Source organism: Seonamhaeicola algicola (assembly GCF_007997385.1).
Taxonomy (GTDB): Bacteria; Bacteroidota; Bacteroidia; order Flavobacteriales; family Flavobacteriaceae; genus Seonamhaeicola; species Seonamhaeicola algicola.
On record NZ_VOSC01000033.1, the window covers coordinates 276,997 to 300,054 of the forward strand.

The window sequence follows — 23,058 nt, forward strand, 5'->3', positions numbered from 1 at the left end:
TTTTGAAGCGCCTTTGTTTTTATATCTTTAATTTAACTAATTTATACGTTTACCACGCTATTTTCAGCATTAGCAAAATCATTCCAAGCATAAGCATCGGCAGCCGTATCATTAATGTACTCACCATCTACTAAATACTTAAATTCATATGAGTGGTCTTTATCTAAATCTACAGTACCTTTAAAAGTACCATTTTTTAATTTTTTTAAAGGTGCTTTTTTAGCATTCCATTCATTAAAACTTCCTACTACAGAAACATTTTTAGCCGCTTCAGCTTCAATAGAAAAAGTAACTTTGCAAATTGGTTTACTTTTCAAATATTGTTTTTTAATAGCCATAATTTAAAATTTTTGCGTGTTGTTTATTAAGCAAATTTATAAAACTAATTCCTACAGGTTAGTAAATAACCCTTTAAACACTAAAGAATTATCAATTTAATAATATAGCTTAACAATATTTTAAACTAACAAAAAAAAGCAATTAAAAAATACACTTTTTGCAACACAAAAACCCCTGTTTTAACACTGATTTTCAGAAAGTTCACACCAAAACAAAACCAAAACTCAAAGGCAAATTCTATAAAACTAATAAAGTATTCATTTAAAATAGTAACTTTACATTTCATATTTTTTAATATATGTTTGGAAAAAAGAAAAACGTTCCTCAAATAGATAAAGAACAACTAGAGCTAATACAAAATGCCCAAAAACGCATTAAACAAAAAAAACGTTTATATGCTCATTTTGTTGTGTTTTTAATAGGCGCCTTATTTTTAATATTAGCAAACACCGTTTTAGGTATTGGTAAGAATTTTAAAATTGCTGAAATTGAGTGGTTTGTATTTGCCATTTTATTATGGCTATTCTTTTTATTATATCATATTTTTAATGTTTTTGTAACCCATAAATTTATGGGTAAAGCTTGGGAACAAAAACAATTAGACAAGCTAGTAGCGCTTCAAAAAAATAGAATTGAAAAAATTAAAACTGAATTAAAAAAAGAAGCACCACACATTGCCAAAAGTGAAGTTTATAATGAACAATTAAACAACAAAAAAACACAAGAGCTAACTATAATTGTTGCTGCTGCCGAAAACAATGCTATTGGCAAAGATAACAAGCTTATTTGGCATTTAAGTAATGATTTAAAACGCTTTAAAACTCTTACCAACGGGCATCATATTATTATGGGACGCAAAACTTTTGAAAGTTTCCCAAAACCCTTGCCTAATAGAACTCATGTTGTTATTACTAGGCAACAAAACTACAAGGTACCTGAAGGCGTTATCACTGTTAATAGTTTAGAAGCAGCCATTGAAGCTTGTAAAACCGATGCGCAACCGTTTATTATTGGTGGCGGACAAATTTATGAACAAGCTATGAATATTGCTGATAAAATTGAACTTACAAGAGTACATGAAACTTTTGAAGCCGATGCTTTTTTTCCTGAAATTGACACAAATATTTGGAAAGAAACAAGCAATACGTTTCATAAAAAAGACGATAACCATAAACACGAATTCTCATTTATTACCTACACAAGAAAATAAATTATGAAACACGCCTTATTTTGTTGTTTAACGCTTTTAACCTTATCGTGCGCTACAAATGCACAAATAAAAGACCAATGGATTGATAAAAACGAAGCCGAAAATTATACCGCACGCCATGAATGTTCTTTTGTTCAAGCAGGCGATAAGTTTTACATGTTTGGAGGTAGAGAATCTGCGCAAAAGTTAGATGTCTATGATTATAAAAGCAACACATGGCAAGTGGCGCAAAACAAAGCACCAAAACAATTTAATCATTTTCAAGCAACATTTTATAAAGGGTTTATTTGGGTAATTGGCGCTTTTAAAACCAATACGTTTCCGCGTGAAATTCCTGAAGACAACGTTTGGCTATACCACCCACCAACAGACACCTGGATTCAAGGCCCCGAAATTCCTGAAAACAGAAGACGTGGCGGTGCCGGATTAGTTGTTTACAACAATAAATTTTACCTAGTTGGAGGTAACACAATTGGGCATGATGGCGGTTTTGTTAATTGGTTTGATGAGTATGATCCTGCAAAAAACACTTGGAAAGTTCTTGAAAACGCTTCGCAAGCCAGAGATCATTTCAGTGCGGCAGTAATACACAATAAACTTTATGCTGTTGCAGGAAGGCAATCTGGTGGTAAAGGTGGTGTTTTTGCACCTTTAGTTAGTGTTGTTGATGTTTATGATTTTTCAACAAAAAAATGGTCGGTTTTAAAAGATAACATCCCCACACCTCGCGCTGCACCTGGTGTTACAGTTTTAAATAATGAACTTTTTGTAATGGGTGGCGAAGGCGAAAAACATGGGCCCGCCTATAATATTGTTGAAGCATACAACCCACAAACAAAGCAATGGGTAAACAAAGCTAATATGCATTACCCAAGACACGGCACACAAGCTATTCTATCTGGAAATGGTATTTATGTTGCCGCTGGTTCGCCAACAAGAGGTGGTGGAAGACAACATAACATGGAGGTTTATAATGAAGACACTCCCGAAGGTTTCACCTTAAAAACATCTTACTTTAAAGCTCCTAAAAAAGTAGTTATTTCTAAAGAATCAACTTCATCTATTAAAATTAAAAATGAAGGTGGTAATACGGGTAGTTTTATTAGTAACATTAAACTAACAGATCCAACTAATAGCTTCAGAATAATAAATAATTTAAATTTCACCCTTGTTGATGCCAATACAACTTTTGAAATTAACGTAAAAAGCACATCAAAAAGCAAAAACAATAAGGCTACCATTGATATTACCTATAATGGCAATTCAAAAGAAACTATAACCGTTATTAGCAAGTAAAAAGCAATACTACCTGTATAGTTACTTAAAAACTAATAATATTGCTATTTTTGCAGCACAAAAAAAGAAACAAATGAACGCTTACATATTCCCTGGGCAAGGCGCCCAATTTACAGGCATGGGTTTAGACCTTTATGAAAACTCTGCCATTGCACAAGAATTATTTGAAAAAGCTAATGATATTTTAGGTTTTAATATCACAGATATTATGTTTGAAGGTTCTGCTGAAGACTTAAAACAAACAAAAGTTACACAACCTGCTATATTTTTACACTCTGTTATTTTAGCTAAAACCCTAGGAGATAGTTTTAAACCAGATATGGTTGCAGGGCATTCTTTAGGTGAATTTTCTGCTTTAGTTGCTAATGGTACTTTAAATTTTGAAGACGGATTAAAACTAGTTTCACAACGTGCCATGGCCATGCAAAAAGCTTGTGAAATAACACCAAGCACCATGGCTGCCGTTTTAGGTTTAGATGATGATATTGTTGAAAAAGTGTGCGCTACTACCAGCGGTGTTGTGGTTGCCGCTAATTACAATTGCCCTGGCCAGTTAGTTATTTCAGGTGAAGTTGAAGCTATTAACAAAGCATGCGAAACTTTAAAAGAAGAAGGCGCCCGAAGAGCTTTAGTACTACCTGTTGGAGGAGCGTTCCACTCGCCTTTAATGGAACCAGCACGCGAGGAATTAGCAGCTGCAATTGAGAATACTACGTTTAGTAAACCTAACTGCCCAATATATCAAAATGTAACGGCTAATGCGGTTGTTGATGCGTCTGAAATAAAAACAAACTTAATTTCTCAACTTACAGCACCAGTACGCTGGACACAATCTGTACAACAAATGATTGCCGATGGAGCAACACATTTTACCGAAGTTGGCCCAGGTAAAGTTTTACAAGGTTTGGTTAAGAAAATTAACAGAACATCAGAAACTGTTTCAGCAACTTTTGAAGGTACTTTATAAATGAAAATGTCTCGTCGTTCACTTTTTATAATAATAACCATTATAGCTACCATTGCACTTGATCAGGTTTCAAAAATTTGGGTGAGAGCTAATGTAGAACCGGGTAGCCAATCATCTATAATTGGCAATTATTTTTCATTACATAATGTTGAAAATACAGGTGCTTTTTTAGGCATGGGAAGCGATTTAAATGAACCCATGCGTATTATTTTACTTTTAATTTTACCTATTGTAGTTTTAGGTTTTGTATTACGCTACATTTTTAAAGATAAAAGCCTAGACAATTGGTCTTTGTTTGCTTTTTCAAGTATTATTGGTGGTGGTATTGCTAATGTTTATGATAGATTTATGTACGGAAGCGTTACCGATTTTTGGTACGTAAAATTAACGGATACTTTAAGAACTGGTATTTTTAATCTTGCCGATGTTTCAGTAACTACGGGCATGATTATACTGGTTTTTGTAACACTTTTTAAAAAGAAACCTCAAAACATAAAAAAAACCGATTAACATTCTAATCGGTTTTTTTTATTTAATATTTATACTCTTCTTACTTTCCTCTTACTTTTTGTTCCCATTTCCAAGCTGAAAGCATAGCATCATCAAGTGATAATTTGGTTTCCCAGCCTAATTCATTTTTAGCTTTATTAGTATCAGCATAAGCCGATATTATATCACCTTCTCTTCTTCCTACAATTTTATAGTTTAATTTTTCACCTGATACGCGTTCAAAAGCATTAACAACTTCTAAAACAGAGCTTCCTTTACCAGTTCCTAAATTAAATGTTTCGTAAGCAGCTTTGTTTTTATTGCTAAGCAATCTTTCAAGAGCTACAACGTGTGCTTTTGCCAAATCTACTACATGAATATAATCTCTAATACAAGTGCCATCTGGCGTTGGATAATCATCACCAAAAACAGATAATTGTTCTCTAATACCAATAGCTGTTTGTGTTATAAAAGGCACTAAATTTTGCGGCACACCAATTGGAAGTTCTCCTATTTCAGTAGACGCATGCGCCCCAATAGGGTTAAAATAACGTAATGCAATGGCTTTTAGTGTTGGTACTACTTTACACGTATCTCTAATAATTTCTTCACCAATTTGCTTGGTATTTCCATACGGAGATTCTGCCTGTTTTACTGGTGCACTTTCTGTAATTGGCAATTCATCAGCTTGCCCATAAACAGTACATGATGAGCTAAAAATAAAACTAGCCTCAGGTAATTTTTTTAATTCTTTAAGTAAGTAAACAAGTGTACCAATATTGTTTTCATAATATAATAATGGCTCATTTACACTCTCGCCTACAGCTTTACTTGCTGCAAAGTGAATAACACCTTTAACGTTGTTGTGCTTTTTAAAAAACGCCTCAACATCGGTTTTTTCTTTTAAATCAATCTTTTCAAAAATTGGTGTTTTTCCAGTAATGGCAGTTATACCATCTAATACTTTTTCTGAAGAGTTTGATAAGTCATCAATAATAACAACTTCATAACCTGCTTCTTGTAATTCTACTACGGTATGAGATCCAATAAAGCCTAAACCTCCTGTAACTAGTATTTTATCCATTGACAAATTTTATAACGGTTGATGTAATATGTTCTATTTGCTCATCATCTAGCTCTGTATGCATTGGCAATGAAATTACCTCTTTAACTAGTTGATTTGTTACTGTAAAATCAGCTTCATTATAACGCGCATCTGCATAAGCTTTTTGCTTATGTAATGGTATTGGGTAATATACACCGCATGGTATACCATTTTCATTTAAATGCTTTACTAAAGCATCTCTTTTTCCGCCTTTTATTTTAAGGGTATATTGATGAAATACGTGGCAATCGCAAGTATTGCAAATATTTTCTCTACAACCACCAGTTATAGAAGGTGTAATAATGGTTTCAATATCTTTAAAAGCTTCATTATATTTTTTTGCAGCAGTTTGTCTTGCTTTGTTATAGCTATCAAGCTTTGGTAATTTAGCATCTAAAACAGCTGCTTGAATGCTATCTAATCTAGAATTTACACCTACAACATCGTGATGGTAACGCTCATACATACCATGGTTAACTATGCCTCTAATGGTGTGTGCTAAATCATCATTATTGGTAAAAATAGCACCACCATCGCCATAACATCCTAAATTTTTTGATGGAAAAAACGATGTTGCTCCAACATGCCCTATAGTTCCTGCCTTAACTTTATTACCATTGCTATAGGTATAATTTGCACCTATAGCTTGGGCATTATCTTCAATAACAAATAAATTATGTTCTTTTGCTATTTGCATAACAGCTTCCATGTTGGCACATTGACCAAACAAATGCACGGGCACAATAGCTTTAGTTTTAGGTGTAATGGCTTTTTTTAGTGCTTCAATATTAATGTTGAAATCATCTTCATTAACATCAACCAAAACAGGTGTTAAATTTAAAAGCGCAATAACTTCAACAGTTGCTGCAAAAGTAAAATTGGCAGTAATAACCTCATCTCCTGGTTTTAAACCAAGCCCCATCATGGCTATTTGCAAAGCATCAGTACCATTAGCACATGGTATTACATGTTTTACACCAAGGTAGGTTTCTAAATTCTTTTGAAATTCATGAACTTTCGGTCCGTTTATAAATGATGTGGTTTCAATTACTTGCTGTATAGAAGGGTTTACAACGTCTTTTATAGCGTTATACTGACCTTTGAGGTCTACCATTTGAATCTTCTTCATCTGAAAAAATTAGAACTCTTTTTTTGAGTTTTTACACTACGAAATTACAAAAAATCATATAGGTAAACCAATGAAATTACGTAAAGAAATGTATTTTAGCAACAAACAAATAATATTGGGTTTTCTTTATAACATTGGTATCAGTTTAGCGGGGTTTGCCTTAAAATGTTTAACACCTTTTAATGATAAAATTAAACTTGGTGTAAACGGCCGCAAACAAACTTTTAATGTGCTTAAAACACATTTAAATAATGAAGATAAAACACTTTGGTTTCATTGCGCTTCATTGGGCGAATATGAACAGGGTCTTCCGGTTTTTAAAGAACTTAGAAACTACCATAAAAATCACAAAATTGTACTAAGTTTTTTTTCACCATCGGGTTATGAAATTAGAAAAAATACACCTGTTGCTGATGTTGTTGTGTATTTACCCTTAGATACTCTTAAAAACGCATCAAAATTTATAAATATGGTTAAACCTGAATTAACCATTTTTGTAAAGTATGATATTTGGCCTAATATTTTAAACACCTTAAAAGAAAAGCAGTTAAAGGCTATTTTAATATCGGCTAATTTTAGGGCTAATCAGTCTTATTTTAAATTTTATGGTAAAAAATTAAAAAATGCGCTTTTTGCTTTTGACCATATATTTACACAAAACGAAACTTCAAAAAAACTACTAAACTCAATAAACTACAAAAATGTTACTGTTACTGGCGATACTCGTTTTGATAGAGTTTACAGCCAATTACAGCAAAATAATACACTCAACTTTATTGAAACTTTTAAAAACAATCAATTGTGTGTAGTTGCTGGTAGCACTTGGCCTGAAGACGAAGCGCTTTTAATTGATTTTATAAATAATACCGAGCACAAAAACGTAAAATTTATAATTGCGCCTCACAATATAAAGGCAAACCAAATAAACAACTTAAAAGAACAGTTACACCCAAAAACTGTTTTATTTACTGAAAAAGAAAATAGCAATTTACCCAATGCTCAAGTGTTTATTATAAACACCATAGGTATATTAAGCAAAATTTACAACTATGCAAATATAGCTTATGTTGGAGGCGCTATGGGCAATACAGGCTTACACAATACATTAGAACCTGCCGTTTTTGGAGTACCTATTATTATTGGTAAAAATTATGATAAATTCCCCGAAGCAGCTGATATGATTAATTTTGGAGGCATGTTTTCTATTGCTAACAATCAAGAATTATCTGAAATTTTAAGCAAGCTCATTACTAAAAGTGACTTTTGTAATAAAGCGGGGTCTAAAAATTTAAACTATATAAAAAATAATAAGGGAGCCGTAATCCAAATTCTTAGTTATTTACGTATATAGTTAAATAAATTTCTATATTTGATAGAAGAATCTTAATTAACACTAAAACGAAAAATCATGAAAAAATTAATTTTAAGCACTGTTGTTTTATTAGCTTTAGCTTTATCATTTACTTCTTGTAGAGATACAAAAAAAGCTGAAGATGCACAAGAATCTGTTGAGCAAGCTGTAGAAGATGCAACTGAAGCTGTTGAAGAAACTGCTGAAGACGCTGCTAACGCCGCTGAAGAAGCTGCTGATTCTGTAAAAGAAGCCGCTGAAGATGCTGTAGACGCTGCTGGTGAAGCTGTAAACGATGCTGCTGATGCTGCAGGTGAAGCCGTAGACAACGCTGCAAATGCAACTAAAGATAAAATTAAAGAAGTTTCTGGTCACTAATTAATAGCAGACCATATAATATTGAAAAAGCAGCCTATGGCTGCTTTTTTATTTTATCACTTAAAACTATTAATATATTTTTTGTTAGTTTTTAAATCTTTTAAGCGTAAATTATCTAGCATACCTGAGCCTTTAAAAATAATTTCAAGCCCAACAATATTTCCGTTTGGTTTGGTATAAGACCCTTCAAAAATTTTATTTCGATTTATATAAACTTGAGCAAACCTGTTATTGGTTTTAATTTTTAAATAATTCCAAGTGTTGAGGTTAAATTTAAATGCCGATAAATCTTTATTTACGCCACTTAAAACAGTTTCTCCAATTTTCATTCCAGAAAATTGCGAACAACCATTTTCCATGAGCTTAATATTATTTGTTTCGTTTTCACAAATAATTCTAATAATAAAATCAAAACATGTTATGCCTCCTAAATCTTCAGAGTTTTTAAATTTTGCATTAAGTTCAAAATTATCGCCATCAATATTAAACTCATTATAAAACCTATTGCTTAAATAATATACTTGGTTTGTGTTAAACCCTACAGAATCTAAATACCTAGGTGCGTAATAAAGGTTATTTAACATGGCCGATTTTGGTATTTTATTATCTAACCAATAATCTCCAATTGCAATTTCAGGATTAAAAAAACTTTCCCAACCATCAGATTTAGCAAGAACTTTCTTTTTTACTACGTTTTTTCCTTCACTTTTTAATTTTATGACATATTGTCCTGGGATTTGATAAGTAAAGTTTCGCATAAATTCGTTTTTATCAAGCAAAACTGTTTGATTACCTTTTATAGGATGATTGAAACCAAAATCAATAAAAGTGCTATCAAACTTCACATCCTTCAAATTATAATTTACAGATACTGTATACGGTACAATACCCACAGAATCTGCCAATGAAAATTTAAAAAAGGTGTCTTTTAGTGGTTTATTTTTGTTATTGCCAAACAAAAAAACACCCAACAAAACAATTAAAACACCAACAATTACAAGCACTAAAGGTTTTTGTAATTTATGTTTACTTTTTAGCTTTGTTGTTGTTACTTGCTTTTCTTTTTTTATTGAAAACACAAACGCTTCCCAATCACTATACTCTAAAAATTTAGCCAGTGCATCTTTAGTTGCTTGCTGCGGATTGTAATACTTTTTATATTTAATTTTTCCGAAAAGGCGCTTTAAGGTATGTGAACTTATTGAAATATTTGCCTTTTGGGTTATAATTTCAGAAAGCTTAATAAAGTCTGATTCTTTCCATGCTGCTGATGGTTTCCAACCTAAACTTTCTTCTATTTTTTCTAGACAATATTTAAGATACTCCTGCTCTATCATGTATTATATGCAAACTTTGTACACATTTTGCACAGCAATTTAATGCATTATTTATAAATATCAAGCTAATTTAATAATCACTTTTTTTAAGAAACACCAACAAAAACCACTAAACTAAAAAAACATGAAACTGTATAATGCTATACAAATAAAAGTACTGGCTGCTTTTATTTTTCTTTTGAATGTAAGTGTAAGTGCCCAAGTAAAAATTTATGAAGGCACTGAAATAATACCAACTTACAAAACAGGCAACAATTTAAAAAGTCCTATTTTTTATACAGGCCGTGGCGTACAAGGTGCCGAAGGGCATGTTTACCCATACCCTGCACAAACCAATTTAACCAGAACGCTTGTAGATGAAACTTACAACATGGTGTACTTAGAAAATGAGTATGTTAAAGTTAAAGTGTTGCCTGCTTTTGGTGGGCGACTTTTTTCAGCTATTGACAAAACTAATGGGCATGAATTATTTCACACAAACAGTGTTATAAAACCCGATTTAATTGGCACTCTAGGTGCATGGGTTTCTGGTGGTATTGAATGGTGCTTTCCGCATCATCACAGAACTACAACTATGCTTCCAAGTGATTACAGATTGGTAAAAAATGATGATGGTAGTGCAACTATTTGGATTGGTGAAACCGAAAAAACTATTAGAGCACGCGGTATAGTAGGCATGACATTACACCCAGGAAAATCATATATTGAAGTTGACTACAAGCTTAATAACACCAGTACCAAAACACAAGCTTTTTTATTTTGGGCTAATGTTGCCATTACTGCAAATGATAACTTTAGAACTTTTTGGCCTCCTAGCCAAGAAATTGGGGTTTTTCATAATAATAGTAGTTTTATAAAGTGGCCCTTAGCTAATGAAACTAATGATTACGGAAGAACTAGTTATAAAGAAGGTGTAGATTTAACTTGGTGGAAAAATCACCCTAATCCTGTATCATTTTTTATGTGGGATATAAAAGAAGGTTTTATTGGTGGTTATGATTATGGTGTTAAAGCAGGTACCGTTCATGTAGGCAATCCTTATAAAAATAACGCCTCAAAACTTTGGCAATTTGGCCCTGGCTTACAAGGACAAAACGCTAGAAGAAAGTTAACCGATGACGGTAAAGCATATGTTGAATTAATGACTGGCACGTTCTCTAACAATCAACCAGATTATAGCTGGAATATGCCACATGCCGTAAAAGACGCCAAAAACTACTGGTATGCTATTAGAGGTTTAGAGGTTGTTAAAAACTCAAACATTGAAGCTTCAGTAACACTTCAAAAAAGAAACAATAAACAGGTGTTTTTTGGTTTTAACACTACTAAAAATCATGATAACGCCAAATATATTTTAAAATATAACTCTGAAATCATTTCTGAAAAACTTATAAATATTAATCCTGCTAAACCATTTACTTCAACATATAAATTTAAAAAGGATATTGATGAGTATAAACTAGAAATTACATTACTTGATGGCAACGGTAAAACACTTATTTCATATACACCACACAGACCTTTAAATCCTGACTTACCAAAACCTCAAGAAAAGGTAAAAAAACCAGAAGCTATAGAAACTGTTGAAGACCTTTACTTAACTGGTAGATTTGTAGACCAATTTAACAGACCCGGCATGAATGCAGATGATTATTATTTGGCTGCTCTTAAAAAATCGCCCACAGATTACAGAACAAACATAGCATTAGGTATTCGTCGCATTACTCAAACAAGATACAAAGAAGGATTAGCATACCTTGAAACAGCTTCAAAAAAACTAAACATTAAATACTACCAACCTAAGGAAGGTGAAATTTATTACTACAAAGGTTTAGCTTACAGGTATTTGGGAGAAACCGATAAGGCTTATGCTAATTTTGCACGAGCCACTTGGTACTACCAATGGTTTGCCGCTGCAAATTACCAACTTGCACAACTAGAAAGCACTGCTGGAAATTACAATAAAGCATTACAATACATTAAAGATGCTTATTCTACAAACACAAGAGATGGCAGAATTAACATACTTTACAGCGCTTTACTTAGGCAAACAAACAATACGGAAAAAGCAAAAACATTAATAAATGATATTTTAGAATATGACCCTTTAAATTTTTCTGCTCTATATGAAAAAAGTCAACTAAACAATTCCCACCCCTTAAAAAATTGGCATAAAAACATGCAAGATTTAGATAATAACTATCTTGAAATTGCTACAAATTACATGAATGCCGGTTTATATAATGATGGCATACAACTACTTTCTTCATTAAAAGAAGTTAAAAACCCACTAATACACTATTATCTTTCATGGTTTTACAATAAAAATGGAAACAATGAAAATGCATACAAACATATTGAACTATCAAAAAAAATTAGTGTAGATTATTGTTTCCCATACAGAGAAGAATCTGAAGTTGTTTTAAAATATATAATTAGTGAAGATACCAATAACGCTACAGCCCATTACTTATTAGGAAATTTACTTTACAACACAAGAAAAGAAGAAGCCATAAACGCCTGGAAAAAAGCTGTAACGTTTGATGAAAATTTTGCCATGGCCCACAGAAACCTAGCTTTTAGTGCTTATTACCATGAAAAAAATATAGAAAAAGCCATAAACACCATTAGTAAAGCTATTACTATTAATAACAAAATACCGCTGTGGTTTTCAGAATTATCAAAGTATTTTGATGTTTCAAAAAGCAACTATAAAAAATGCTTAGCCATTTTAGAAAAAAATATTGAAACGGTTAAAAAAGATGTACAAGCACCTAAAACACTTGTTGCGCTTTACAATTTAGATGGAAATTATGATGCCGCACTTGCGTTTTTAAAATCACACCAGTTTAGAACTTGGGAAGGCGGAAGAGACATTTATTGGCATTACGTTGATGCCAACGTTTTAAAAGCTTTACAACTAACAAAAAACAAAAAATACACTGAAGCTTTATTACACTTAGATGCTGCTATGCTATACCCTGAAAACTTAGAAGTTGGTAAACCTACACACGATGAAAAAAATGCTATGATACATTTTTTTAAAGGTGAAGTTTATAGCAAAATGAATGATGTTAAAAAAGCCAACGCTAGTTATACAAAAAGCACCCAATCCATTAATAATTGGCGTATGTATGACTTACTATATTTTCAAGCAGCAGCACACAAAAAGCTTGGAAACATTGAAAAAGCTAATGAATTATTTAATGATTTAATTGAAAAAGCCAAAGCCTACAGAGAAAAAGGCTCTGATAACACTTTAATTGCAGTTGAAGAAGGCGAAGCTACTAATAACAAATTTTTGTCGCACGCTTATTACCTAGAAGCTTTGGGCTACAAAGGCTTAGGTAATAAAACCGATTATGAGACATATTTAAATAAAGCACTAAGCCAATACCAAAACAACCTTTGGGCAAACGCTTTTAAAAATTTATAGTTAGTTTTAATTTTCTATTTTTATGTTAGTAAGTAAAAAAGCAGCCAAAAGGCTGCTTTTTTTTATACGTTAAAATACTAGCTTTTAAACTAATTGAAAAACTTTTTCAAGTTCAATCCATTTTTCACCTGGTTTAGCCCATGGTAGTTCTTGTTGGTAATTCCACATAAGTTTTTCCCATTCTTGCACCTTAGGGTTATTAGCATCCATTTGGGCCTTTTTAGCAGGGTTAAACGTTTCATCAACCTCCATAATCATAAACATACGGTTACCTGTTAAATAAATCTGCATATCAACAATACCAGCATCCTTAATACTTTTAGTAATCTCGGGCCATGCATTACCTGCTGCATGGTATTCTTTATATTCTTCAATTAGTTTTGGGTTATCCTTTAAATCGCAAGAATAACAATATCTTTTTGTACTCATTTTTTAGTTTTTTAAATTTCTTTTGTAACTAGCGTAACCATATAATGCAACTACAGCTAAACATATTAGAGGTAAAATAAACGAAAAGTTAACCTCTGGTATAAAACCTAATACTTGTACATCGGCAAAACCATCACCACCCCAATCTAAAATAGCACCTTGCGCCACTGGCATTAAAGCCCCACCAACAATGGCCATAACTAATCCAGCAGAACCAATTTTAGCTTCGTCACCCATATCTTTTAGGGCAATACCGTAAATGGTTGGGAACATAATAGACATAAATACTGAAATACCAACTAAAGATAGTAACCCTGCAATGCCTGGTAATAATATGGCGCCTGCACACATTACAACACCACCAACACCAAATAGCATTAATAGTCTTGATGGGTTTATTTTTTTCATTAAAGCTGTACCAATCCAACGGCCACATAAAAATGAAATCATAGCAGCTATGTTAAAGTATGTTGCCGTATACTCAGTACCGTTGGTAATATTTAAATTATCTACATATTGAAAAATATAGGTCCAACACATAATTTGTGCACCCACGTAAAATGCCTGACTTAAAACACCTTGTAAATAATTTTTGTTAGCAAATAATTTTTTGAAAGATTCAGACAAAGACATTTTATCCTCCTCAGCCGTTTTAGGCATTTTTGTAGCTATAATAATTCCCATAATAACTAATACTAAAACACCTAAAGCTATATATGGCACACTAATAACGCCCAAATCATTTTCTCTAATAGCAGCTAATTCTTCCGAAGATAATGCGTTATAAGCCTCAGCTGTATAATCATCTGAACGTAATGCGCCAATTACAAAAACCTGCGCTATTATCATTCCTGTTAATGAGCCTATTGGGTTAAAGGCCTGAGCTAAATTTAAACGTTGTGTAGCTGTTTCTTTATCACCTAACGCTAAAATTAATGGATTTGACGTGGTTTCTAAAAAAGCCAAACCACAAGTAATAACCCATAATGAAATTAAAAAGTAGTTAAACTCTTCATTTGCTGCTGCAGGATAAAACAAAAACGCTCCAATTGCATATAAACACAGCCCTAAAATAATACCCGATTTATAACTGTATTTTCTAATAAAAAGTGCTGCTGGTAATGCCATAAAAAAGTACCCAAAATAGAATGCAAATTGTACTAATGATGCTTGTACATTTGATAGCTCTGGCATAACTTTTTTAAATGCCGATACCATAGGGTTAGTTAAATCGTTGGCAATTCCCCAAAGGGCAAATAACGATGTTATAATTATAAAAGGAAACAACAACTCCTTTTTAACAACTGGTATTTTTTTTAGTTTATTCATTTTTTAGTTTAATTAGTTAGAATTACTTGTTGCAAAATAAAGAAGCCAAAAGATATATTTTGGCTTCTTTGTCTTTTATTAGACAACAAATGTTTTATTCGGTTAGTAAAGATCGGTCTAAATGTACGTAACCACCATCAACTGTGATGAACTGTCCTGTGGTGTGTGATGATTTTTCTGAAATAGCAAATAAACACTGATCTGCAATTTCTTGTGGTGTTGTCATTCTATTTTCTAAAGGAATTTTTTTAACAATAGATTTTAGTTTTTCTTCACCATTTTCTAAAGTTTTAATCCATGCATCATAAGCTGGTGTCCAACTTTCGGCAATAATGATGGCGTTAGAACGGATACCTTCTTTTATTAAATCTACAGCCCATTCTCTTGTTAAACCTAAAACGCCACCTTTAGCTGCTGCGTAACCCGATGTGCCTCCTTGGCCGGTTAACGCTACTTTTGAGCCCACATTTAAGATGTTTCCTTTTACCTTTTTTATCATTGGTAAACAAAATTTGGTCATGGCAAAAAAGCTAACCATATTTAGCTTTAATGAATACATAAAGTCATCCATTGATGCATCTAAGCCTGCTCCATCATTAACTCCAACGTTATTAATTAAAGCATCTACTCTGCCATATTTTTCTTCAATTTTTTTTGCTGCAGCTTCAATTTGTGTATAATCTGATAAATCTGTTTTTATAAAAACACTATCAATACCTTTAGCTTGTAATGCTTCGGCATAGCCAAAACCTCTATCGTTTCTATCTACAATAACAGGTGTTGCACCTTCATTGGCTAAAGCTTGTACAATAGTTTCGCCAATGCTTCCTTTAATACCAGCTGCTCCTGTTACAACAACCACTTTATTTTTTAATCCTAAATCCATATTCTATAAGTTATAAAACTCTATAGCATTTTGCCCCATAACCTTAGCTTGTTCGGTAGCACTTAAATTTGCTATAAAATTTGTAATTAATGCTTTTACTTGTTTATAATTTCCGGCTACCAAACACACAGGCCAATCTGAACCAAACATAATTCTTTCTGCCCCAAAGGCTTCAAAAACCAGTTCTAAATATGGTTTAATTTGCGCTGGTGTCCATGTTTTAAAATCGGCTTCAGTAACAATACCAGATACTTTACAATACACGTTATCATGTTTGCCTATTTCTTTCATTAAAGTTGCCCAACCATTATAAAACCCTTCTTTTATATAGGGCTTTGCTATATGATCTATAACAAAGCGCATATTAGGGAAACACTTAACAAACTCTAAAGCTGCTCCTAATTGGTGCGGAAATATTAAAATATCGTACGTATAATTATGTTTTTCTAAAACTGAAATACCTCTTAAAAAGTTTGGACGTAATAGAAAATTATGATCTGGCTCACCTTGGACAACATGCCTAAACCCCTTTAAAATATTAGTGTTAGCGTAGGTTTCTAAAGTGCTTTCAATAGCATCATTTCTTAAATCTACCCAACCAACAACACCTTTAATAAATGCGTTTTCTTTGGCAAGTTGTATTAAAAAATTGGTTTCAGTTAATGTTTGATCTGCCTGAACAGCTACACACCCATCAATACCATTTTCATTATAAACTTGCTCTAAATCTGATGGTAAAAAATCGCGACGAATCACTTTCATAGATTCATCAATCCATTCGTGCTTTTTAGGTTCGTAATGCCAGAAATGTTGGTGCGAATCTATTACCATTACTTACTTTACAAAATTTTCTAAAGTTGCTTTCATGCCTTTATTCACAATATCTTCAAGGTTTTTAGTAACCGTTTCTAAAAGCCCGTTGTACTGTGTTAAATCTTCACCCCAAAAATCAGTATTTTGTAGTGTAGCTTTTGCTACGTTAGCAACGTTACCTGTTGCCCATTGTGTTTTAAAGAAATCTAAAGCAGATTGATCATCTTTTAACGGAATACTCTCTCCGTTTCTATCACCTTTATAAAACGCTATTAATGATGCTAAAGAGAATAGTAAACGTTGTGGCAGCGCTCCTTTTCTTTTAATATATTCTAACACCGATGGTAATACTCTTGTTTTATATTTTGAAGTAGAATTTAATGAAATACTAATTAAAGCATGCTCTAAATATGGGTTTCTAAATCTATCAATAACATCATTAGCAAACTGATTTAGTTCTGCTTCAGGCAAATCTAAAGTTGGGCAAATTTCTTCAAAAATGGCATCTTTTAAAAAACCACCAACAACGTCATCTTCTAATGATTCACGCACTTTATCAATACCATATAAATAGCCAACTGGCACCAAACTGGTGTGTGCACCATTAAGAATACGTACTTTTCGTGTTCTGTATGGTTCCATATTATCTGTAAATACAATATTTAAACCACAAGCTTCAGCTGGAATTTCTTCTTTTACAGCTTCGGGTCCTTCAATTACCCATAAATGGAACTGTTCACCTTCAACTACTAAATTATCTTTGTAACCTAATTCTTCGGTTATTTTATCCATTTTATCACGCGGATACCCTGGCACAATTCTATCTACCAATGTATTGCAGAAAATGTTATCATCATTAATCCACTCTGTAAATTCGGCTCCTAAATTCCAATCATTTGCATATTGAAGTATGATGCGCTTTAGGTTATCTCCGTTTCTATCAATTAATTCACAAGGAATAATAATTAGTCCTTTATCTGAAGCTCCACCAAATGTTTGAAAACGCTTGTATAAAAGCGCTGTTAATTTACCAGGAAAACTTGATTGTGGCGCATCATCTAATTTATCGTTTTCATTGTAAGCAATACCCGCTTCTGTAGTATTTGAAATTACAAAACGAAGTTCTGGGTTTTCAGCAATTGCCAAATAATCGGCAGGATTTTCATACGGATTAACACCTCTCTGAATACAATCTACAATTTGATGTTCGCTTATAGCTTCACCGTTTTTAATACCGTTAAGGTAAAGTGTGTACAAACCATCTTGGTCGTTTAGCATTTTAATTAAACCTTGATTAATTGGCTGAACGGCTACAACACCGGCATCAAAACCAGCTTGTTTATTCATTTCGTGTATCATCCAATTGGCAAAGGCTCTTAAAAAATTACCTTCTCCAAATTGAACTATTCTTTCTGTATATGTATTTACAGATGCTGTATTTCTATTTAATAAATTCATTCTATGTCTTTACTTTTTATAATGAAACGCCTCTTTTCCAAGGAATAAAATCGTTATTACCATGTAGTACCGCTTTTGATGGTACTTCGCCGCTAGCTACCTTAATAATGTGGTCTAATATTTTCTCGCCCATAGATTCTATGGTATCTTCTCCGGTAATTACTGTACCTGCGTTAATATCAATAATATCATTCATACGTTCGTATAAATTGGTATTACTAGACATTTTTAAAACGGGTGCAACGGGGTTACCTGTTGGCGTACCTAAACCTGTGGTAAACACTACCACATTGCAACCAGAGCCTACTAAACCTGTGGTGGACTCTACGTCATTACCTGGTGTGCACAATAAATTTAAACCTGGTTTTGTTACTTGTTCTGCATAATCTAGCACCTCAACTACTGGCGATGTGCCGCCCTTTTTTGCAGCCCCAGCAGATTTCATAGCATCTGTAATTAAGCCGTCTTTTATGTTTCCTGGTGATGGATTGTTTTCAAAACCAGAACCCACAGCCACAGCAGCAGCCGAATAAGCACGCATTAAACCAGAGAATTTTTTAGCATCTTCTTCGGTTTTACATCTATTGATTAACTCTTGTTCTACACCATTCAATTCAGGAAACTCTGCTAATACTGGTGACCCACCTAAACCGACTAATAAATCTGAGGCATAACCAAGTGCTGGGTTTGCTGAAATGCCTGAAAAACCATCAGATCCGCCACACTCTAAACCTAAAACTAGCTTACTTAACGGTGCTGGTTTTCGTTCTAATTTATTGGCTTCAACTAAACCTAAAAACGTATGCTTTACGGCTTCTTCAATTAAAGCACGCTCACTTGAGCTTTGTTGTTGCTCTAAATAATGAACCGGTTTTGTATTGTTTGGTGCAATAGCTTTAATAGCATTTTGTAACATGCTAATTTGTGCGTTTTGGCAGCCTAAACTAAAAATAGTTGCGCCAGCTACATTTGGGTTTGCTATATATCCTGCTAATAATTGGCATAACACCTCAGAATCTTGACGAATACCACCGCAACCACCATCGTGTTTTAAAAATTTTATGCCATCTACATTTGGAAACAATCTGTTTTTAGTCATTTCCTCTTTTGTAGTAATAATCGGTGTATTTAAAATGGCATCGTTTGATGCGCCTGCTTTGTATTGCTCTATTAGTGCATCTGTATTTACAGCAAAATCTTTTTTAGTTTGATAGCCTAATTTTTCAGAAAGTGCGCCTTCTAAAACATCAACATTTCTGTTTTCACAAAACGTTAAAGGAATTACTAACCAATAATTTGCAGTACCTACTTTACCATCTTCTCTATGATATCCGTTAAAGGTTCTGCCTTCAAATTTTGACACATCAGGTGCAGACCAACTGTAAGCCTCTTTGGTATCTTGAAATGCTGCCGAAGCATGTTTAACATTATCAATAGTAATAGCACAACCCTCTTGAATTGGCTTTGTTGCTTTACCAATTAAAACACCGTACATGTAAATTTGGTCGCCTACTTCAAAATTATTTAAAGCGTATTTGTGTTTTTGTTTAATATCTTCTTTTAAAACAACTTCTTTACCTGCTACTTGAGTTTTTAACCCTTTTTCTAAAGGTGTAATAGCAACAATAATGTTGTCTTTTGGGTCTATTTGAACGTAACTTGCTGACATTTTTTCTTTTTCGCTTTCTTAATTAAAATTTACTGTGGCTTTCATAACGCCTGTTTCTGGCTTTAACCAACTATCAAAATTTTCAATCATTTCAGTAAATGGCACATTGTGTGTAATAAATGATTCTGTTGGGAACTGATTTAACACGCTAATTACATGCTCAAAATCTTCGGTAGTTGCGTTTCTACTGCACATTAATGTCATTTCTTTTGCATGTACTTTTGGGTGTGTATATGTTAATTCACCTTTTGATAAACCAACTAATACAAAACGACCACCATGCGACATATAATCAGGGCAAGCCTCTAAGGCATATTTGTTACCTGATGCATCAAAAACCGCCGTACATAAATCGCCGTTTGTTATATCTTCAACCTCTTTTACTGCATTTTCGCCCGCTTTAACAATATAATCTACGCCTATTTTTTCTTTAGCGTATTGTAAACGCTGCTCATTCATATCAATTGCAATTACTTTAGCTCCTGCTATTTGGGCAAGTTTCATAATACCAATACCTATTGGTCCGCAACCAACAACTGCTACAGTTTCGCCTGGTTTAATATTTGCTCTTCTTATAGAATGTGCACCAATAGCTAAAGGCTCAACAATAGCCATTTCATCATCACTTAAATTGTTTGCTGGTAATAAAATATTTGCAGGCACTGTTATTTGTTCTTGCATGCCGCCATCACCATGCACACCCAAAACTGTAATGTTTGTACAACAGTTGGTTTTTCCGTTGCGGCAAGCAATACATTTTCCACAGCTAACGTAAGGCATAACCACTACTTTGTCGCCTGCTTTAATACCGCGTTCGTTTTCACCAATTTCAAGTACTTCAGAAGCTAACTCATGCCCTAGAATTCTTGGGTATGTAAAAAATGCCTGATTTCCTGCATAAGCATGCAAATCTGTACCACAAATACCAACTTTTTTAATTTTCAATAACGCTTCACCTTCTTTTCTTACCGGTGCTTCTTTTTCTTTTAAAAGAAACTCACCTGGCTTTTCGCAAACAATGTATTTCATTAGTTTATGTTTATAATATTAGCCCGAATGGAGCACGCTCTTTCGGTTCAAATTCTTATTAAGTTCAAACGATTGAACAAAGTAACCTCAAAAAAGAACAAAAACACAAAAAACCTACAACACACAAGGCTTAAGGTTACATGCGTAGTTTTGTTTATATTAAAAAAACTACTATTTTTGTTCAAACGTTTGAACAAAAATATAAAAATATTTTACAATCAAGAAAAAAACAACCATAAAAGATATTGCTGAAGCTTTAGGTTTAACACCATCGGGAGTTTCAAAAGCGCTTAATAATCATCCAAGAATTAGTGATAAAACTAAAGACGATGTGCGCAAAATGGCAAAGAAACTAAACTACCAACCTAACCGTTTAGCTACAGCTTTACGTAAAGGCAAAAGTAACTTGGTTGGGGTTATTATTCCTAGAAATAATAGTAATTTCTTTTCTTCGGTAGTTGAAAATATTGAAGGTGTTTTAAATGAAAAAGGCTATAATGTTATCATTTCACAATCTAACGAATCACACAAAAAAGAATGTGATTGTATTGATGCACTTTTAAGCGCTCAAGTTGATGGTATTATTGCTTCTATGGCTAACGAAACTACTAATTTAAAATACTACGAAAAAATTAAAGAAAAAGGCACACCTCTGGTGCTTTTTGATAGAGGTGAAAATGATTTAAACGTTGATTATATTTGTATTGACGATTATAATAGTAGCCACAAAGTAGTTGAACATTTGGTTAACCAAGGCTGCAAACGTATAGCGCATATTGCTGGTTCAAAACATATTAGAATTTACAAAGAACGTGAAATTGGTTATAGAGATGCGTTAAAAAAGCATAATTTACCAATTGAAGACGAACTTATAGTTGAAAGCAGTTTGAGGCTGGAAGATGGCAGACGTATTATGCAACAGCTTTTAGAGTTAAAAGACAGACCTGATGCCGTGTATGCTTCAGGAGATTATGCCGCTTTGGGCGCATTGCAAGTAATGCAAGAAAACAATATAAACGTACCTGAAGATATTGCTTTAATTGGTTTTAGTAATGAACCTTTTACATCGTTTGTGTCGCCGGCTATTTCAACGGTAAATCAGCATAGTGAAGCCATGGGAAAATTGGCTGCCGAAACATTTTTAAAACGTATTGATGCTCCAAATAAAAAGGTAACTTTAAATAAAATTACCTTAAATACTGAATTGATTATTAGAATGTCTTCAAATAAAACTAATTGTTAATTAGCTTTACTTTTAATGGGTTTTCTACTTTTATAGCAAACGCACTTAAATACTGCTCCCAAGCTTGTTGGTTTTTAAACTGATTGCTTTTACTCCATGTAAAACCTGCATAATAAACCACACTATTATTAACTGCTTTTAAGTGTATAAAAGCATTGCTTAAATCTTTTTTATCTGTTTCGTATTTTTCATTACCAGCATAATAAATTGACGGTGCTACTAGGGCTGTTCCTAACTCTGCATTGGCATGAGGTTGCCAGTAGTTAAGCCAAGTTTCTCCGTTTTTTGATGTAACAACACCATCATTTTCATGTAATGTTAAACCTGCCGAAATTGTATCAATACCTTGAATATTTACTTCAAACTTTGATAAATTGTTACCATAATCTAAACTTATAATTCTAGATTCTTTAATTGGTGTACCTTCTGGCCCCCACAAATCATATTCAACATAAAAACTTGTTCTTATAGGCCCTGTGGTGATGGTTTTATGTTTTATGAAATTTTTTGAAATATAATATATACTATCTTTTTTATAGGCTAAACCACCAACACCTCTACTTTTACCAACATGAAAATTATCTAAACCTTCACCAGTATCTTCATGATAGCTACCTGTTTTTTCAGTATATTTTTTATACCATTTATTTATAATTGGGTATTCTACTTTTTTTAACCATGCATCAACTCCGCTAGATAAAGTGGGTTCTGGCAGATTATTTTCAAATCGGTATTGAGCATTTGGGCCAAAAATTCTGAAAGCCACTTTATTGTTTTCCCAGGCATAATCATCAGTTCTTTCAGGAACAAATCTTGAATAGCATATAACAGCAGCACTATCATTTTTAGTTGCTTTAACTATTTTATATGTATTTGTTTGTTTTGCCTTTATTTTGGGTTGAAAAAGCAACAAATCGTTCACACCATCTGCATCTGTATCAACTAATTGTGATGTTACAACATTGTTGTTTTCAATATTTTTTATTGCTAAGCCTTCTAAATTCTGAAGGTTTAAAACAGATTTTGAAAGCTCTATGGTTTCAAAACTTCGGTCTATATCAAGGGTGTTTTCAACTTGAAATGTTGTATTATTATCTTTTTCACAAGAAAAAAACATACTTAAAATAGATGCAACGGTTAATACCTTTAAAGCTTTCATATCTGT

General features: G+C 33.0%; 20 protein-coding genes. 8 read left to right on the plus strand and 12 right to left on the minus strand.

What is annotated here, in order from left to right:
* Window positions 1-41: 41 nt before the first annotated feature.
* Window positions 42-338, minus strand: coding sequence for an isoamylase early set domain-containing protein (locus tag FUA26_RS14935; RefSeq protein WP_147137936.1), 297 nt, complete (start codon window positions 336-338; stop codon window positions 42-44).
* A gap of 299 nt (window positions 339-637) precedes the next feature.
* Here FUA26_RS14935 and FUA26_RS14940 point away from each other — a divergent pair, with 299 nt between their 5' ends.
* The 4 genes from FUA26_RS14940 (at window position 638) to lspA (ending at window position 4,322) form a co-directional block, all read left to right on the plus strand.
* The gene (locus FUA26_RS14940; protein ID WP_147137939.1) at window positions 638-1,549 is read left to right on the plus strand and encodes a dihydrofolate reductase; all 912 of its coding nucleotides are present in this window, start codon (window positions 638-640) and stop codon (window positions 1,547-1,549) included.
* A 3-nt stretch (window positions 1,550-1,552) separates the two neighbouring features.
* Window positions 1,553-2,845 carry a Kelch repeat-containing protein gene (locus FUA26_RS14945; RefSeq protein ID WP_147137942.1) on the plus strand — a complete coding sequence of 431 codons (1,293 nt, stop codon included), beginning with the start codon at window positions 1,553-1,555 and terminating at the stop codon, window positions 2,843-2,845.
* A gap of 73 nt (window positions 2,846-2,918) precedes the next feature.
* Window positions 2,919-3,812 carry an ACP S-malonyltransferase gene (gene fabD / locus FUA26_RS14950; RefSeq protein WP_147137945.1) on the plus strand — a complete coding sequence of 298 codons (894 nt, stop codon included), beginning with the start codon at window positions 2,919-2,921 and terminating at the stop codon, window positions 3,810-3,812.
* A gap of 6 nt (window positions 3,813-3,818) precedes the next feature.
* The gene (lspA, locus tag FUA26_RS14955) at window positions 3,819-4,322 is read left to right on the plus strand and encodes a signal peptidase II (protein WP_246109153.1); all 504 of its coding nucleotides are present in this window, start codon (window positions 3,819-3,821) and stop codon (window positions 4,320-4,322) included.
* A 40-nt stretch (window positions 4,323-4,362) separates the two neighbouring features.
* On the opposite strand, the gene galE is transcribed toward lspA, so the two are convergent.
* Together galE and FUA26_RS14965 are read right to left on the minus strand one after the other, a co-directional pair.
* The gene (galE, locus tag FUA26_RS14960; protein WP_147137951.1) at window positions 4,363-5,385 is read right to left on the minus strand and encodes a UDP-glucose 4-epimerase GalE; all 1,023 of its coding nucleotides are present in this window, start codon (window positions 5,383-5,385) and stop codon (window positions 4,363-4,365) included.
* Window positions 5,378-6,535 carry a DegT/DnrJ/EryC1/StrS family aminotransferase gene (locus FUA26_RS14965; RefSeq protein WP_147137954.1) on the minus strand — a complete coding sequence of 386 codons (1,158 nt, stop codon included), beginning with the start codon at window positions 6,533-6,535 and terminating at the stop codon, window positions 5,378-5,380. The genes galE and FUA26_RS14965 overlap by 8 nt, the downstream gene beginning before the upstream one ends.
* 70 nt (window positions 6,536-6,605) lie before the next feature.
* Between FUA26_RS14965 and FUA26_RS14970 the strand changes: the two genes are divergently transcribed.
* Both FUA26_RS14970 and FUA26_RS14975 read left to right on the plus strand, forming a co-directional pair.
* The gene (locus FUA26_RS14970; RefSeq protein WP_246109154.1) at window positions 6,606-7,886 is read left to right on the plus strand and encodes a 3-deoxy-D-manno-octulosonic acid transferase; all 1,281 of its coding nucleotides are present in this window, start codon (window positions 6,606-6,608) and stop codon (window positions 7,884-7,886) included.
* A gap of 57 nt (window positions 7,887-7,943) precedes the next feature.
* On the plus strand, window positions 7,944-8,264 hold the full coding sequence (locus FUA26_RS14975) for a hypothetical protein (RefSeq protein WP_147137957.1): 321 nt from the start codon (window positions 7,944-7,946) through the stop codon (window positions 8,262-8,264).
* A 56-nt stretch (window positions 8,265-8,320) separates the two neighbouring features.
* Here the strand turns inward: FUA26_RS14975 and FUA26_RS14980 are convergent, their stop codons facing one another.
* Entirely contained in the window at window positions 8,321-9,601 is a 1,281-nt protein-coding gene (locus FUA26_RS14980; RefSeq protein WP_147137960.1) for a hypothetical protein, read from the minus strand.
* Between the two features lie 124 nt (window positions 9,602-9,725).
* On the opposite strand from FUA26_RS14980, the gene FUA26_RS14985 reads away from it, so the two are divergent.
* On the plus strand, window positions 9,726-13,037 hold the full coding sequence (locus FUA26_RS14985; RefSeq protein WP_147137963.1) for a DUF5107 domain-containing protein: 3,312 nt from the start codon (window positions 9,726-9,728) through the stop codon (window positions 13,035-13,037).
* An 84-nt stretch (window positions 13,038-13,121) separates the two neighbouring features.
* On the opposite strand, the gene FUA26_RS14990 is transcribed toward FUA26_RS14985, so the two are convergent.
* From FUA26_RS14990 to FUA26_RS15020, 7 genes are all read right to left on the minus strand, one after another.
* On the minus strand, window positions 13,122-13,466 hold the full coding sequence (locus FUA26_RS14990) for an L-rhamnose mutarotase (protein ID WP_147137966.1): 345 nt from the start codon (window positions 13,464-13,466) through the stop codon (window positions 13,122-13,124).
* Between the two features lie 3 nt (window positions 13,467-13,469).
* The gene (gene fucP / locus FUA26_RS14995) at window positions 13,470-14,795 is read right to left on the minus strand and encodes an L-fucose:H+ symporter permease (protein WP_147137968.1); all 1,326 of its coding nucleotides are present in this window, start codon (window positions 14,793-14,795) and stop codon (window positions 13,470-13,472) included.
* Window positions 14,796-14,889: 94 nt separating this feature from the next.
* The gene (locus FUA26_RS15000) at window positions 14,890-15,681 is read right to left on the minus strand and encodes an SDR family oxidoreductase (protein WP_147137971.1); all 792 of its coding nucleotides are present in this window, start codon (window positions 15,679-15,681) and stop codon (window positions 14,890-14,892) included.
* Window positions 15,682-15,684: 3 nt separating this feature from the next.
* Complete coding sequence (locus FUA26_RS15005; protein ID WP_147137974.1) at window positions 15,685-16,512, minus strand: amidohydrolase family protein; 828 nt, start codon at window positions 16,510-16,512, stop codon at window positions 15,685-15,687.
* Between the two features lie 3 nt (window positions 16,513-16,515).
* Window positions 16,516-17,952 (minus strand): tagaturonate reductase, encoded by a 1,437-nt coding sequence (locus FUA26_RS15010; RefSeq protein WP_147137977.1) that lies wholly within the window; start codon window positions 17,950-17,952, stop codon window positions 16,516-16,518.
* Between the two features lie 16 nt (window positions 17,953-17,968).
* Window positions 17,969-19,621, minus strand: a complete 1,653-nt coding sequence (locus FUA26_RS15015) for a UxaA family hydrolase (protein WP_147137980.1) — start codon at window positions 19,619-19,621, stop codon at window positions 17,969-17,971.
* A gap of 18 nt (window positions 19,622-19,639) precedes the next feature.
* Window positions 19,640-20,650 carry a zinc-binding alcohol dehydrogenase family protein gene (locus tag FUA26_RS15020; RefSeq protein WP_147137983.1) on the minus strand — a complete coding sequence of 337 codons (1,011 nt, stop codon included), beginning with the start codon at window positions 20,648-20,650 and terminating at the stop codon, window positions 19,640-19,642.
* Between the two features lie 244 nt (window positions 20,651-20,894).
* Between FUA26_RS15020 and FUA26_RS15025 the strand changes: the two genes are divergently transcribed.
* On the plus strand, window positions 20,895-21,893 hold the full coding sequence (locus tag FUA26_RS15025; RefSeq protein ID WP_317131289.1) for a LacI family DNA-binding transcriptional regulator: 999 nt from the start codon (window positions 20,895-20,897) through the stop codon (window positions 21,891-21,893).
* Here the strand turns inward: FUA26_RS15025 and FUA26_RS15030 are convergent.
* Window positions 21,883-23,052 (minus strand): DUF4861 family protein, encoded by a 1,170-nt coding sequence (locus FUA26_RS15030; protein ID WP_147137989.1) that lies wholly within the window; start codon window positions 23,050-23,052, stop codon window positions 21,883-21,885. The two genes, FUA26_RS15025 and FUA26_RS15030, sit on opposite strands and share 11 nt — an antisense overlap.
* Window positions 23,053-23,058: the final 6 nt, after the last annotated feature.

Bases quoted from the DNA above. Each gene is read 5' to 3' on its own strand.
- FUA26_RS14935 (WP_147137936.1), bottom strand. From the start codon at position 338: ATGGCTATTAAAAAACAATATTTGAAAAGTAAACCAATTTGCAAAGTT.
- FUA26_RS14940 (WP_147137939.1), top strand. From the start codon at position 638: ATGTTTGGAAAAAAGAAAAACGTTCCTCAAATAGATAAAGAACAACTA.
- FUA26_RS14945 (WP_147137942.1), top strand. From the start codon at position 1,553: ATGAAACACGCCTTATTTTGTTGTTTAACGCTTTTAACCTTATCGTGC.
- fabD (WP_147137945.1), top strand. From the start codon at position 2,919: ATGAACGCTTACATATTCCCTGGGCAAGGCGCCCAATTTACAGGCATG.
- lspA (WP_246109153.1), top strand. From the start codon at position 3,819: ATGTCTCGTCGTTCACTTTTTATAATAATAACCATTATAGCTACCATT.
- galE (WP_147137951.1), bottom strand. From the start codon at position 5,385: ATGGATAAAATACTAGTTACAGGAGGTTTAGGCTTTATTGGATCTCAT.
- FUA26_RS14965 (WP_147137954.1), bottom strand. From the start codon at position 6,535: ATGAAGAAGATTCAAATGGTAGACCTCAAAGGTCAGTATAACGCTATA.
- FUA26_RS14970 (WP_246109154.1), top strand. From the start codon at position 6,606: ATGAAATTACGTAAAGAAATGTATTTTAGCAACAAACAAATAATATTG.
- FUA26_RS14975 (WP_147137957.1), top strand. From the start codon at position 7,944: ATGAAAAAATTAATTTTAAGCACTGTTGTTTTATTAGCTTTAGCTTTA.
- FUA26_RS14980 (WP_147137960.1), bottom strand. From the start codon at position 9,601: ATGATAGAGCAGGAGTATCTTAAATATTGTCTAGAAAAAATAGAAGAA.
- FUA26_RS14985 (WP_147137963.1), top strand. From the start codon at position 9,726: ATGAAACTGTATAATGCTATACAAATAAAAGTACTGGCTGCTTTTATT.
- FUA26_RS14990 (WP_147137966.1), bottom strand. From the start codon at position 13,466: ATGAGTACAAAAAGATATTGTTATTCTTGCGATTTAAAGGATAACCCA.
- fucP (WP_147137968.1), bottom strand. From the start codon at position 14,795: ATGAATAAACTAAAAAAAATACCAGTTGTTAAAAAGGAGTTGTTGTTT.
- FUA26_RS15000 (WP_147137971.1), bottom strand. From the start codon at position 15,681: ATGGATTTAGGATTAAAAAATAAAGTGGTTGTTGTAACAGGAGCAGCT.
- FUA26_RS15005 (WP_147137974.1), bottom strand. From the start codon at position 16,512: ATGGTAATAGATTCGCACCAACATTTCTGGCATTACGAACCTAAAAAG.
- FUA26_RS15010 (WP_147137977.1), bottom strand. From the start codon at position 17,952: ATGAATTTATTAAATAGAAATACAGCATCTGTAAATACATATACAGAA.
- FUA26_RS15015 (WP_147137980.1), bottom strand. From the start codon at position 19,621: ATGTCAGCAAGTTACGTTCAAATAGACCCAAAAGACAACATTATTGTT.
- FUA26_RS15020 (WP_147137983.1), bottom strand. From the start codon at position 20,650: ATGAAATACATTGTTTGCGAAAAGCCAGGTGAGTTTCTTTTAAAAGAA.
- FUA26_RS15030 (WP_147137989.1), bottom strand. From the start codon at position 23,052: ATGAAAGCTTTAAAGGTATTAACCGTTGCATCTATTTTAAGTATGTTT.